Origin of the sequence: Acinetobacter sp. YH12236, from assembly GCF_013417645.1 — a bacterium.
In the GTDB taxonomy this organism is placed as follows: Bacteria; Pseudomonadota; Gammaproteobacteria; order Pseudomonadales; family Moraxellaceae; genus Acinetobacter.
The window spans coordinates 22580-36572 of sequence record NZ_VPDM01000019.1 but is presented as its reverse complement, the minus strand read 5'-3'; the positions used below and the strand labels follow the sequence as shown (position 1 = coordinate 36572).

Sequence of the window (13993 nt, the reverse complement as noted above, 5' to 3'; positions counted from 1 at the left end):
ATAACAAGGATTCGTGATATGGCTGAGTTTGCTCAGACTGCGATCAATAAAATTAATCAATTTTATCAGCAGTGGGTACCTAAGTTACCCGCTGAAGTTAATCCGCGTAATGTGCTGATTTTTTGTGTGCTGGCTTTGCTGTGCATCGGTTCGATCATGGTGGCATCGGCTTCGATGCCTTATGCGGAACGGATGCATGAGAATGCTTTCCATTATGTGACCCGACATGCGATCTCGATTCTGGTTGCGGCGGGTGCAGCCTTTTTAGCCTATAAAGTTCCATTAAAAGTCTGGTTCAATAACACTTTCTTTTTATGGATTATTACCATTGTTTTGCTGGTCGCCGTACTCTTTGTCGGGACTGAAGTAAACGGCTCCAAGCGCTGGATTCGGGTAGCCGGTTTTACCTTGCAGGCTTCCGAAGTCGCTAAGGTCATGATGGCGATTTTTACCGCTGACTATGTAGTCCGTCGTGCTGAAGAGGTTCGTAATAATATCAAAGGCTTGGTACGATTAAGTGCCATCATGGGTGCAACCGTTGGCCTGATTATTCTTGAGCCTGACTTAGGGGCAACAGTGGTAATCACCCTGACCATGCTCGGTGTATTCTTCCTGGCTGGTGCACCCTGGATTCAGTTCGGTGTCGCTTTTATTACTTTATTGGGTGCATTTGCTGCTGCGATTGCTCTGGAACCTTATCGTTTACAACGTTTATTGTCTTTCTCGAATCCTTGGGAAGATCCGCTTGGTACCGGTTATCAGCTTTCGAATGCCTTGATGGCGTTTGGTCGTGGCGAATGGACCGGGGTAGGGCTAGGCCACAGTATCCAGAAAATGTCATATCTGCCGGAAGCGCATACTGACTTTATGTTGGCGATCTTAGGGGAAGAATTTGGTTTCTTGGGTATTTCTACCATTCTGATTCTGTCCTTTACCGTGATGGTCTGCTGTATCCGGATTGGACATCGTGCCTTGCAGCATCAATACTTGCGCGCAGGTTATCTGGCTTATGGGATCAGTATCATTTTCCTGTTACAGATTCTGGTAAACGCCGGGATGAATATGGGTCTATTGCCAACCAAAGGTTTGACCCTGCCATTTATTAGTTATGGTGGTTCATCACTCATTGTCTGTGCAGTGATGATCAGTTTGATTCTGAAAATTGACTCAACGACTCAACAAGTTAATCCAAGTCGGGAAGAGTCAAGCTTCTAGATTAGACGGACGCTGTGGATCGGGCTGAGCATGGTCAAGTACTGTGCTCGGCATGACAGTTCCACAGTTCAGGCAACGCACAAAAGTACTTTTTGCCTTAGAAAGTGGAATCAGCGGAATAAAAAATAAAGAAAAATAATTACGCTGCTGTTTGAGTTCATACCCAGAACGGGTTCGGCAGACTGGACAAAGAAACTGACTTTTCTCAATGACTTTGGTTTTCGGTCCTACACCAAAAATAAAAAACATTTTTATAGTCCTCACTCGCCTTTGTTATTGCTTTTAGCTTAAGTGAAAACCTGTTTTTATAAATAGTGACCTTGTAGCTCAGTTGTATGCGGGATTCGGGAAATATCCCATTGTGCGACGGCTTGTTCGAGCATATGAGCAGGGCGATCCAGTTCTACGGGCACCTGACAGAGGGCTTGAAGTGCTTTTTGCAAGAGCAGGGGAGCCTGATCAAGATCCAGTGCTTGCGCCAAGTTTTGTTTAGATAGTTTCTGGCCCTGATCATTCATTGCCAGTGGTAAATGCATATAGCTTAAACGCGGATAACCTAGTAATTGACCTAGGTAAATCTGACGTTCAGTGTTGTCCAAAAGGTCTGTGCCACGGACTACATGGGTCATGCCTTGCAGATAGTCATCGACTACGACTGCCAACTGATAATTCATGATGCCATCACGGCGTTTTAAGACAAAATCGCCCAAGTCCTTTTTCAGTTGTGAGCAGTGTCGGCCTTGCAGACGGTCTTCAAAACAGATTTCAACATCTTCAACTTTGACCCGAATCGCCTGATGTTCAAAAGACAAACCTAAGTCACGACAGGTGTCCTGATAAATATGATTAGAACCCAGCATTTTGCGGGTACATTGGCAGGCATAGACCAGACCCTGCTGACGCAGTTGTTGGATCACATTTTCGTAAATATCCAGACGATCTTTCTGATAAATGATTTCACCATCTGGCTCGAATTCAAAAGCATCCAAGGCACGCAAAATATGTTCTTCGCTGCCGGGATAAATTCGCGGGATGTCGGTATCTTCAATGCGGACTAGCCAGCGCCCCTGATGGGCTTTGGCATCGCAGTAACTAGCGACTGCGGTAATGAGAGAACCAAAATGCAAAGGGCCGGTTGGCGATGGCGCGAACCGGCCCACGTAATTCTCTTCAGCTTTCCCTTCCTTTGATAAAGGGAGGGTCAGGGAGGGATTACTTAAAGACATGCTTAACCGTTATTTTGCTTCTCTTTGATCTCTGCCAAAGTTTTGCAGTCGATACATAAAGTTGCAGTTGGACGTGCTTCTAGACGGCGCAGACCAATTTCGATACCACAAGTTTCACAGAAACCGTAGTCATCGTTTTTAATCGCTTCGATAGATTGCTCGATTTTGCGGATCAATTTACGTTCACGGTCACGAGTACGAAGTTCGATGGCAAATTCTTCTTCCTGAGTCGCACGGTCGTTTACATCAGGGAGTGCAGTGTTTTCGTCTTGCATCGTATTTAAAGTACGATCAACTTCTGACATCAGTTCAGCTTTCCATGCCATCAAGATTTGGCGGAAGTGTTCAAGCTGCCCTTCAGACATGTATTCTTCATTTTTTTTAGGTTGATAAGGTTCAATACCAAATAAGCTAGCAGTAGAACCACCCTCAGTCGTTTTCGGCTTAGATTTGCGCACACGTTTTGTAGGTTTTTCCTCTACAACATCAGTTTGTTCGTCTAAGACTTGATTTTGGTTGTCATTCGCCATTTAGGGCATTCCTCATCATATGCGTATGTTAATACGCAAAAAATATGGTGATATGCAATTTTTATCCACCCTGTAGAAAGATTATCCTCCTACGGGGGTCGTCATCATATAGACTTTTTATGCTTTTTGATAGTCTTTGATGTCTGGATTATAGATATCACATTTCCTTTGGTTGCAATAAAGTAATTCAAAAAAAATAAAATGCAAAGTTAATAACCTGAAATTTCGGTATTAATATTTTGCTGGCTTAAGGTCACACGTTCGATATGTGTATCGAACTCCCCATTTTGTTTCAAATGTAATACACGATAGCCAGGTGCCGCCTGGTCTAGCGCGAATTCATCACTCTTGGGTTTGAACTGTACGCTGGTCGATGGCGTCGATAAAAACTGGATACCGTGCCATTCATTGCAGGAATCCTGATGCACATGACCAAACAGAACCAGCTTCACATTCTGGTGCCGGGCCAGTACATCTTTTAGATCTTCGGCATTCTTTAGCCGGTGCTGGTCAATCCAGTGCGACTTCATCGCAAAAGGATGATGATGGCAAGCCACAACCACATGCTGATTACGATATTCAAGCAATAATTGGTCTAGCTGTTCCAGTTGAGCCTGCTCTACCCAACCATCTATCCGATCCTGGACTGCACTATTTAGTAAAATCAGGGTCCAGTTGCCAAAATGAATCGCATGAGCCTGATCTCGATCCTGATAAAAAGGAAAGACCTTGATGTCATCATGATTGCCCGGAATCTGGTAATAGGGCACCTGGCAAGACTGGATATATTTTAAATAACGCGTATAGGTTTCTGCGATCGGCACCTGTGCCAGATCACCCGTATGTACGAGTGCATCCATTCCTGGAAAATTATACTGAATATGCTGCATGACTTCATGGAAGCTCTGCTCGGGATTCATATTCGCGAATTCCAGATTGGGCTGATCCATCAAGTGGGTATCAGAAATCTGGATAATGGTCCATTCTTGTGGCGATGCAGGACTGAATTGTTCCGATGTCATGTCTGCCCCCTTAAACCTGATGGGACAGCCTGTTGATGCTGTTGTAGCCATTGTAAGGCCATAATCACAGGTGCATTTCTAAGGCGACCATTATTCAGCAGGGTCGGAATATCGGCATAATCCAGAATGTGCAGCTGGATATTTTCCCCTTCATCCGGCATACCAAAAACACCGCCTTCTTCAGGCAGTTCAGTCTGGGCGACATAAAGATGAAACAGTTCCGAGCAGGCACCGGCAGAAGGGTAGAAACTGAAAAGATGCTGTAAGGAATCAACAGTGCAGCCTGACTCTTCGAAAGCTTCGCGGCGAATACAGGTCTCAGGCGTTTCATCGCCATCCAGTACACCGGCAATGACTTCTAGTTGCCATGGCGTATCCTGATCATCCAGCCCGCCAATACGGAACTGTTCAATCAAGCCGAATTTTTGCTGTTGATCGTTATACAGCAGTACCCCAGCGGCTTCAGGACGATGGATGAGCTCACGCTGCAATGCAGGTGTATAAGATTCCTGATGGAAGACACGATGACGTAACGTGACTTTTTCCACCTGAATAAATCCCCGATATAAAAACTCACGGGCCTCTATCCTAAAATCTTTTTTATTATAAGAGGCTTGTTTAATAATATTCATAACTCAGAAAAGGATGAAATAACTTATTTTTTTCATCCTATCTGAGATTTTTATGAAAACAACTGTTTTTTTTACGGTTTTACACCTTGTGGTACAATTTTTGACCAGAGCTGTGGAAATCGTTTTTCATCTGCTTAAGGCCGGCTTCAATCTCTGCCTGCGTTACAGCCGGGGTTCCATCAGCAGATAACTGGCTGGCATAATCCCGCACATTCTGGGTGATTTTCATTGAACAGAACTTTGGTCCGCACATCGAGCAGAAGTGAGCTGATTTATGCGCCGCTTTTGGCATGGTTTCATCATGCATGCTGCGTGCTGTGTCCGGATCTAGACTCAAGTTAAACTGGTCTTCCCAACGGAATTCAAAGCGGGCTTTGGACAGGGCATTGTCACGCGCTTGTGCTCCCGGATGACCTTTGGCCAGATCAGCAGCATGTGCAGCAATCTTGTAGGTAATGATGCCATCTTTGACATCTTTCTTGTTCGGCAAGCCTAAATGTTCTTTCGGTGTCACGTAGCAAAGCATTGCCGTACCGTACCAGCCAATCATCGCGGCACCTATCGCCGAAGTAATGTGGTCATAACCCGGTGCGATATCTGTGGTTAACGGCCCAAGAGTATAAAAAGGCGCTTCCTTACAGACTTCCAGCTGCAGATCCATATTTTCCTTAATCATATGCATCGGTACATGGCCAGGACCTTCGATCATCACCTGTACATCATGTTCCCAGGCACGATGCGTTAGTTCACCTAAAGTCCGTAGCTCGGCAAATTGCGCTTCGTCATTGGCATCCTGAATACAGCCCGGACGTAAGCCATCCCCAAGGCTGAAAGACACATCATAGGCTTTCATGATTTCACAAATTTCATCGAAATGAGTATAGAGGAAGTTTTCCTGATGATGTGCCAGACACCACTGTGCCATGATCGAACCACCACGTGACACAATACCAGTCAGACGATTCGCGGTCAGTGGTACATAACGCAATAACACACCGGCATGAATCGTGAAGTAATCCACGCCCTGTTCAGCCTGTTCAATCAAGGTATCTTTAAAGATTTCCCAGGTCAGGTCTTCAGCTACACCGTTGACTTTTTCTAGTGCCTGATAAATTGGTACGGTACCGATTGGCACTGGAGAGTTACGGATAATCCATTCACGGGTTTCATGGATGTTTTGACCAGTCGACAGATCCATAATAGTGTCGGCACCCCAGCGGGTCGCCCAGGTCATTTTTGACACTTCTTCTTCAATACTTGAACCTAGTGCGGAGTTCCCGATATTGGCATTGATTTTCACCAGGAAATTGCGCCCGATGATCATTGGTTCCAGTTCAGGGTGATTGATATTGGCAGGAATAATGGCACGGCCTGCAGCGACTTCCTGACGGACAAATTCAGGGGTGATTTCCTGTAAATTTTTGGCACCAAAATTCTGTCCCGGATGCTGACGCATATCGGTCCCTTCCAGCTGACGCAAGTTTTCCCGAATCGCGATATATTCCATTTCCGGCGTAATAATGCCCTGTTTGGCATAGTGCATCTGGGTCACATTCTGGCCAAGTTTAGCCCGGCGTGGTTTCTGAATATGGGCAAAGCGGATATTGGCAGTACGGATATCGCGCAGACGTTGGCGACCAAACTCAGAACTTAAATCATCCAGCATTTCTGTGTCATTACGTTGTTCAATCCAGCCTTCACGCAGATTTGGTAGGCCTTTATTCAGATCAATTTCAACATTTGGATCGGTATAAACCCCTGAAGTGTCATAGACCATCAACGGTGCATTATATTCACCGCCCAGACCAGTCGGAGTTTCGCTGAGAGAAATTTCTCGCATGGGCACCTGAATATCAGGACGCGAGCCTTGCAGATAAACTTTACGGGAAGCCGGCAGAATGCGGGTCAGATCGCGCGCTTCCTGCTCGTGTGGAGTAAGGGGAGTTTCAGAAGAAAGATTCGTTAACTGGCTCATTACAATGATCCTTATGAATGACATCAACGAATCAAGCACGACCAAAAACGTGGACAGAATTATCTGGGAGTAGATAAAACAAGGGTAGTCGTTTTTAGATGGCTTGATTCCTACGCAGGTATTAACCTGATCAGGTTCAACGGTACTCACTATCAAATGGCCGAAAAGGCTGATTTAAGTGATCTCAGCGAGTTATTACTCGCGCTCCGTCAAGCGAGGCTAAATCTTAGCTTAGTTGGTATTTAAAAAGTAGCTTTAAATTGGGAGGAGTTGCTGATTTTCGGCTATCTCATCGATTTTTAAGAAAAGATTGTTTTAAAGACAGATCGCATCCTTAAAGCAGTCTTTACCATAGTTCTGTGAGGGTGGGGTGACTTGAGCATAATATAAAATCTGTTCAGTGCTGGAACGGTCACGATATTCCGCAGCTAAGGCACGCTGACGCTGTTCAGGATTCATGTCCAGAAACTCTAAAAATAATTGCGCCTGTGTCGATAACTTGGATTTCTGACCACGCGCTAGACCAATAATAGTTTCCAGATGGCTGGTTTCTACTGAATAACGGTCACGATAATCCTCAGAGATTGGCGATTGCTCGCTGCCTCTGAACAGGAAATAAGTATATTGTTTCAGCAGATATTCGGCATCGCGCTGATAGCTACTTTTCGGATAAGTTTGCAGATAATCTTCCCAGAATAAAGCGCGAGCGGCAATATTGGCAGCTTCAAGCTGTAAGCGTTTTTCGACCAAGACCGGTTCCATATTCTGCTCAGCCAGATTTTCAATAAATACCTTTTCGGCAGCTGGTAAATACGGCGCAAAGATACGTACCAGATATTCCGGGCTACGACGATATTGTAGCGTGCCATTGCCCTGATCCAGCAGTTCTACATAGGCCTGACCTTTATGCTTCAATAAATACTGGTCGCGTGTGGTCAACTGTTCAAAGTGGCTTTGCTGAATAGTAGGATGCTGAGCCATATCTAAGGCATATTGCTCGAAAGCACGCTGCTGAAATTCGGTACGTTCCACATGCAGGAAGCGTTGATACATTTCTGTGGAACGCTGCATCAGGTGTTTCTGCTCGGCCAGTTCCATGAGCGGCAGACACACTTTAAGGTCCTGATTAATCTGTTCCAGTGCAAAAGTGGTGCGCTGTTCATTAATCTGGGACATGTTTTTTTCAATATTTTCACACATGAGGGTGAAATCGTTCGCGGGAGATTGAACTGTTTTAACCTCGGCCTGTTCCATTTCAACTTGCGGTTCTGAGGATTGCTGGCATCCGCCTACGAACAGCAAACTGCTGAAAACAAAACAAACTTTGAATATCGAATGAATTCGCGTTAACACTATGCTTCAGGACTCTATATAGATGAAATCAGAAATAACTGCCTTACTGGGAGCTATATTGTATAGATCTAATTCAAGTTCTATGTGTAGTATTGTGAATGGCTTTGTTAAGCTAGGATGCAGGAAGGGGAAAATAGGAGGAATATTGAATAAAATCGTGGATCTATAAGAGAAAATTAATAAAAGTCATACGTAAAAAATCAAAAGAAATCTTTAGTATTGCTGGGTTTAAAGCGCCTTAATCTGATGATTGAAATGGCTGTAGGGGTGAAAACTATAAAATGAAATTAAAACTCATCGTCAGTGTCTGTTTATTGGGTGTCAGTCCGACACTGTTTGCGCTGGATCTGCTTGAAGCTTATCAGCGTGCCCAGCAAAATGATCCGAACTGGCAGGCGAATCTGTTGCAATACCAGTCGGACCAGCTCAATCTGGGCATTGCCAGCGGAAATTTATTGCCGACTGTGACTTTATCTGGAAATGTAACCCGTAAAAACCAGTCTGCTGATAATTCATCGATAGAAGGTTTGCCTGCCGAATTTGGGGAACTACAAGGTTCGAGTACGACCACGCGTCAGATTGCAGTCACTGCACGTCAGCCTTTATTCCGCTGGGATGCCTGGCAGGGTTATAAGCAGGTTAAAACCTCGGTAGAACTCAGCGAAGTTAATTTACGTCTGCAAAAGCAGCAGCATATTTTGCAGGTGGCAGAAGCCTATTTTAATGTTTTACGTCAGCAGTCTTTAACCACAGCTTATTTACAGGAAGAGCAGGCTTTATCAGAACAGTTAAGGATGATGAATGCCAAACTTCGAGAAGGGCTCGTAGCGAGAAGTGATGTCAGTGAAGCCAATGCCCAATATCAGAGTGCGCAAGCTAACCGGATTTCTACACAGGTGCAGTTGGTTCTAGCTCAGGAACAGTTGGCTCAGTTGATTGGACCTTATCAGGAAAATCTGGCGGTTCTGCGTGAGGATTTCCAGTTCCAGAAACCTGTTCCAAGTAATATCGGTTCCTGGACCGAACTGGCACAAAACCAGAATCTGGAAATTTTGCAGGCACGTTTGCAGAAACGCTATTCTGAAGATGCCAAACGGGTGGAGCAGGCTGCTCTCTATCCTCAGGTTGAAGCCGTTGGAATCTATGGCTATTTGAAGCAGACCCCTGAAACAGTGTTATCAACCAATGGGGATTTTGACCAGATTGGTGTCGAAGTTAACTGGAACCTGTTTACCGGGGGCCGAACCCAAAAAAGTATTCGTCAGGCCGGCGTAAATGTGCAGCGAAGTGAAGCCCAACTGGATGCTGCCATTCGCAAAGCCAACACCGATGTCAAACAGTCTTATCTGCAGGTAGAAACGGATGAGGCCAAGCTGAATGCACGTAAAGCAGCGATGCAGTCTTCAGATATCGTTTCTCAAGCTTCCAGAGCTCAATATCAGGAAGGTTTAAAAACCATGGTGGATGTATTACTGGCCCAGCGCAATGCCTTCTCTGCCAAGACTGACTATCTGAATGCCAAATATGATTATTTGCTGCATGTACTGCAATTACAGGCTTCAGTAGGACAATTGACAGAAAAGGAACTGGCAGAGATGAATGCCTGGCTCATTGAATATGACCGTTCTTAAAGACGACTAATGAGTTGTCATCAAACTTTCATGATGGTCATGCTTTAATGACATTTCATGATGTGTTCTTGCCTTTTCCTGTTCTGGAGTAGATTTCCTTGAGTCCCAATAATCCTGTGCTCAGTCATCATATTTCTTCGCAATTCAATGAAGAATTGCAGGATGTAAATACCAAGTTCATGACCATGGGTGGCATGGTAGAACAGCAGGTAGCCAATGCCATTCATGCGCTGCTGGATACAGATGCTGCCATGGCGGTCGATGTGCAGTTTCAGGACAATATTGTGAACCGCCTGGAAGGTGAAATTGATGAGGCACTCACCCTGATTTTGGCTCGCCGTCATCCTGCTGCTATTGATCTGCGCATGGTGCTTGCCATGTCCAAGGCCAATACCGATCTGGAACGGATTGGAGATGAAGCATCGAAAATTGCCCGTATTGCCCAGACTTTGTGTGAAGAGGGTGGTTCACCACGCGGTTATATGGAAACCCGACATATTGGTAACCAAGTTCGAGTGATGATTCATGATGCATTGGATGCCTTTGCTCGTCTGGATATAGACCAAGCGCTGCGCGTGATGCAGGCCGATGCCGATATTGACCGGGAATATCAGTCCGCTACCCGTACCTTAATGACTTATATGATTGAAGATCCACGGCATATTAGCCGAGTGATCAATGTGCTTTGGGTGCTACGCTCACTGGAACGCATTGGAGACCATGCACGTAATATTTCGGAACAGGTCATTTATATGGTCAAGGGCCTGGATGTACGGCATAGCAGTGTCGAAGAAATTGAGCAAAAATTTCAGCGTTAAGCAAACCTAAATAATGATAAAAAGCCTGCATTGTGCAGGCTTTTTTTATTTCAAAAATATATTCTTGATATTGTGAAAGCTAGATAGGATAGGCGTTCCTTAATATTACTATGAGAAAAATCACATAAATAACAATTACTAATAATCGTTATAAATTTAATTAAAAGAAATGTGAACTATTTATCAAAAAACATACAAAAGTTGTATATAATTTAGCAAAATGCGGGTTGATTTATGAAAATGGAATTATTTTCAGAAAGTGAAAAGATTTTTTCATGTGCTCATCAAACCTATAGATAAGAAAGAAAAACGAAGCTCTTTTGTTATCAGTCACATACTTCTGGTCTAAACCTAACCCTGCATTAATTTACTCAGTGAAATTATATATTTAAGAGAAAATTCATGATCATTGATGAAAGTCAAAGAGAAGCTTCCCGAATTTATTTTTCTGTGCAGTTAAAGTTTGTGATCGCGTTAATGGGTGCGTGTTTTTGGACCGTATTTTCCATCTGGATTGCTCAGGACTAGATGCATGATTTGAGCAGCTATATCGGTTATTTTTGGGCTATTTTCCTGATCTATGGTATTGCCATTATTCCAGGATTTATGAACTCATTTGCGGCATTCAGCCTGATGATGGACAGACGACCTAAACGTCAGCCATTAGCGGTTTATCCAGGGATTACCATGTTGGTCGCAGCCTACAATGAAGCCGCGTCAATTGAAGACACTTTGGTCAGTATTAACCAGCAAAAATATCCGGGAAAATTACAGGTTATTGTGATTAATGATGGTTCTCAGGATGAAACCGCAGAGATTGTCCGCAAAGCAGAATCAAGATTTCCCTGGCTGACTTTACTAGATTTAAAGCAAAATGCAGGGAAGGCGCATGCCTTAAATGAAGGCCTGAAACTTGCCGAACATGATCTGGTGATTACCGTCGATGCGGATTCTTATCTCCATCGTATTGCTCTGATTAATATTGTTGAGCGCTATGTGGCAGATCCTCCAAATACACGTGCGGTTGCAGGTAAAATTCTGGTACGTAATTCGCGTACCAATCTGCTGACCAAAACTCAGGAATGGGATTATTTTCTGGGTATCTCGGCAACCAAACGCCTGCAATCTCTTTATCAGGGAACTCTGGTAGCGCAAGGTGCTTTCTCTATTTATGACCGTAATGCCCTGATTGAAGTCGGCGGCTGGCCTGAATGTGTAGGTGAAGATATTGTACTGACCTGGGCCTTGTTAAATGCAGGTTATCGGATTGGCCATTGTGAGGATGCCTGCCTGTTTACCAATGCACCGACGACGCTTAAAGTGTTTGTTAAACAGCGTCAGCGTTGGGCTCGTGGCATGATTGAGGTATTCATTAAACATCCTAGTATTTTAATGTGGGTAGAGAGTACTTCAACCCAGAAGATTATCAAGAATCGATGCTCGCTCTTGGCTGGCGTCAGCGTTTTGCTGGCTGGTCTGCAGGCTTAACGGCAGGCTTTGGCCGAGAAAAAATCAATCAGGATCCGAGCCAGTCTACCCGGCTATTTGAGCTTAATGTACAAAGTCCTGTTCGTGGCTCGCAATTTCTGCGGATGAATGCCGGATATAACCGCAGTGCTTCTTTCTATGGTCCGAATTACGATTATCGTTATATCAGGGGTGAATGGATTATGCGGTTTTAATACTGGACGATGAATCTTGATTTTAAACGGTCTTTAAAGACCGCTTTTCTTTTTTAGGGATAGTCTAATGAAGAGCTAACTATGCGTTTCTTCCTCTGCATCATCTTCAAAAGTCTTGGCAATTTTTTCAATATTCAGGCTCTTGGCCATTGCATCAAAAATTTCCTTATACACGCCGTCCTGATGATAAAGCGCGTCATGTTCACCGTGTTCGGCAATACAACCTTCTTTCATCACATAGGTATAGTCTGCATCAATAATCTGAGACAGGCTATGCGAAATAATAATCACGGTACGGCCTTGCTTGATCTGATCCAAACTCTGTTTAATTTGTTCTGTTGCAATGGCATCCAGGCTTGCCGTTGGTTCATCCAGAAAAATAATCGGCGGGTTTTTCAGGAACATCCGTGCGATGGCAATTCGCTGTTGCTGACCGCCGGACAGTTGCAGGGCATCGGAATCATAACCATCCGGTAGCTGTAAAATCTGTTCATGAATTGAGGCTTTTTGAGCAGCTGCAATCACCTCATCCATACTGGCATTGGTTTTGCCATAACGGATATTGTCAAAAATTGTGCCCTGGAAAATATGATTTTTCTGTAATACTAATCCGATATGATCACGTAAATATTGAGTGTCATAATCTTTTAAGTCGATCCCATCCAGCTTGATCTGGCCTTCCTGTGGTTCATAAAATTTATCGAGCAGACTGATCAAGGTTGATTTTCCGGCTCCCGATAATCCTACCAGTGCGGTAATGGTATTGGGGCGGATTTCCATATTGATATCTTTTAAAGCATGATGCCCATTCGGATAATAAAAATTCACGCCACTTAGCTCAAATCGGCCTTGGACAGGTGGTTTTTGCTGGCCACTCTGTTCAATTTCAGCATCCGCTTCCAGAATATTAAAGAAGCTTTCTGAATAGATCATGGCATCATTCACTTCATCATAAATCCGGTGCAACGAGCGAATCGGGGCAGAGACGTTATTAAAGAGCAGCACATGGTACATGATCATGCCGATACTCATCTGGCCATCCAGTACAAAATAGGAGGTCAGAATAATAATCAGGACTATGCCGATCTGTTCAATAAAGGTTTTTAAGCCATCAAACAGGAAGCTGGTTTGCCGGGTTTTCATCTGGTTATCGGTCAGTTCACGCTGCAAGCTCAGCTGCTTGTCTGATTCAATTGATTCCCGGTTAAAGGATTTGATGACTGTAATTGAATTGATGATACTGAGAATCCCTTGGCTCTTTTTTTCCCGGCCATCTCTCAGACTACGGCGCCATCCACCAAGTTTTTGTGCCTGTTTATAGGTGAGCCAGAAGTAGATCGGTACAATCGCTGTGGCGACCAGCCCGACATAAAAATTGGCATAGTACATCAATCCGAGCGCGACAATTGCACTGGTAAATAGAGGAAAAATATCAATGAAAAAGATCTGGACCAGTCGGGTGAGGGAGCCAATTCCGCGGTCGATCCGGGTCTGCAATTTTCCGGCCTGATTATTATCCTGATTAAAAAATGCCAGCCGATACTTTAAAAACTTTTCAATAATGCCTTGAGCCAGATCTTGGGAAATAAAAATCCGCAGCTTTTCTCCATAAAACTTCTGCCCAAACTGTACCAGCGCATTCACCACTTCCTTACCGAGTAAAATGGCAGAGATAGTGATCAGGATATGCCAGCCTTCATCTAGCCCTTGTCCTTGTTCCAGCAAAGCATTGATACTGTCGACTGCATATTGCAGGGTCAGTGCATTGACCTGAGCAGTAAAGGAACCGATCAGGGTCAGAATGAGGGTCGCAATCACCAGGAGCCGATAAGGGCTGACAAAGGGACGAAGTTTTAAAAACAGCTGCCATAAATTCATAAGCAATTATTTTTATTGTCAAAGTTGAATT

At 44.2% G+C, this 13993-nt stretch carries 13 protein-coding genes and 1 riboswitch; of the genes, 5 read left to right on the top strand and 8 right to left on the bottom strand.

Annotated features, from left to right (window positions below; genetic code table 11):
• The first annotated feature begins 18 nt into the window (after positions 1-18).
• The gene (gene ftsW, locus FTV14_RS09665; protein WP_004787257.1) at positions 19-1215 is read left to right on the top strand and encodes a putative lipid II flippase FtsW; all 1197 of its coding nucleotides are present in this window, start codon (positions 19-21) and stop codon (positions 1213-1215) included.
• Here the strand turns inward: ftsW and FTV14_RS09660 are convergent.
• The 7 genes from FTV14_RS09660 to FTV14_RS09630 form a co-directional block, all read right to left on the bottom strand.
• Positions 1204-1464: a zinc ribbon domain-containing protein gene (locus FTV14_RS09660; protein WP_180053822.1), complete on the bottom strand. Its 261-nt coding sequence runs from the start codon at positions 1462-1464 to the stop codon at positions 1204-1206. The genes ftsW and FTV14_RS09660 overlap by 12 nt on opposite strands.
• A 56-nt stretch (positions 1465-1520) precedes the next feature.
• Positions 1521-2441: a tRNA glutamyl-Q(34) synthetase GluQRS gene (gluQRS, locus tag FTV14_RS09655; protein ID WP_180053821.1), complete on the bottom strand. Its 921-nt coding sequence runs from the start codon at positions 2439-2441 to the stop codon at positions 1521-1523.
• 2 nt (positions 2442-2443) lie between these two features.
• A complete protein-coding gene (gene dksA / locus FTV14_RS09650; RefSeq protein ID WP_004787252.1) occupies positions 2444-2971 on the bottom strand; it encodes an RNA polymerase-binding protein DksA in 528 nt (175 codons plus the stop codon).
• A gap of 209 nt (positions 2972-3180) precedes the next feature.
• Positions 3181-3993, bottom strand: a complete 813-nt coding sequence (locus FTV14_RS09645) for a metallophosphoesterase (RefSeq protein ID WP_180052428.1) — start codon at positions 3991-3993, stop codon at positions 3181-3183.
• Complete coding sequence (locus tag FTV14_RS09640) at positions 3990-4625, bottom strand: NUDIX domain-containing protein (protein WP_180016624.1); 636 nt, start codon at positions 4623-4625, stop codon at positions 3990-3992. The genes FTV14_RS09645 and FTV14_RS09640 overlap by 4 nt, the downstream gene beginning before the upstream one ends.
• A gap of 79 nt (positions 4626-4704) precedes the next feature.
• On the bottom strand, positions 4705-6600 hold the full coding sequence (gene thiC / locus FTV14_RS09635) for a phosphomethylpyrimidine synthase ThiC (RefSeq protein ID WP_180053820.1): 1896 nt from the start codon (positions 6598-6600) through the stop codon (positions 4705-4707).
• A gap of 90 nt (positions 6601-6690) precedes the next feature.
• Positions 6691-6819: riboswitch (TPP riboswitch) on the bottom strand.
• Between the two features lie 96 nt (positions 6820-6915).
• Positions 6916-7953 (bottom strand): hypothetical protein, encoded by a 1038-nt coding sequence (locus FTV14_RS09630; RefSeq protein ID WP_179992200.1) that lies wholly within the window; start codon positions 7951-7953, stop codon positions 6916-6918.
• Positions 7954-8234: 281 nt separating this feature from the next.
• Here FTV14_RS09630 and FTV14_RS09625 point away from each other — a divergent pair, with 281 nt between their 5' ends.
• From FTV14_RS09625 to FTV14_RS09610, 4 genes are all read left to right on the top strand, one after another.
• Entirely contained in the window at positions 8235-9584 is a 1350-nt protein-coding gene (locus FTV14_RS09625) for a TolC family outer membrane protein (RefSeq protein WP_180053819.1), read from the top strand.
• A gap of 98 nt (positions 9585-9682) precedes the next feature.
• Entirely contained in the window at positions 9683-10402 is a 720-nt protein-coding gene (gene phoU, locus FTV14_RS09620; protein ID WP_180048013.1) for a phosphate signaling complex protein PhoU, read from the top strand.
• 528 nt (positions 10403-10930) lie between these two features.
• The gene (locus FTV14_RS09615; RefSeq protein ID WP_257219777.1) at positions 10931-11890 is read left to right on the top strand and encodes a glycosyltransferase family 2 protein; all 960 of its coding nucleotides are present in this window, start codon (positions 10931-10933) and stop codon (positions 11888-11890) included.
• Positions 11839-12084, top strand: coding sequence for a hypothetical protein (locus tag FTV14_RS09610; protein ID WP_257219776.1), 246 nt, complete (start codon positions 11839-11841; stop codon positions 12082-12084). The genes FTV14_RS09615 and FTV14_RS09610 overlap by 52 nt, the downstream gene beginning before the upstream one ends.
• Before the next feature lie 75 nt (positions 12085-12159).
• Here the strand turns inward: FTV14_RS09610 and FTV14_RS09605 are convergent, their stop codons facing one another.
• Positions 12160-13962, bottom strand: coding sequence for an ABC transporter ATP-binding protein (locus FTV14_RS09605; protein WP_159124355.1), 1803 nt, complete (start codon positions 13960-13962; stop codon positions 12160-12162).
• Between the last annotated feature and the right edge of the window lie 31 nt (positions 13963-13993).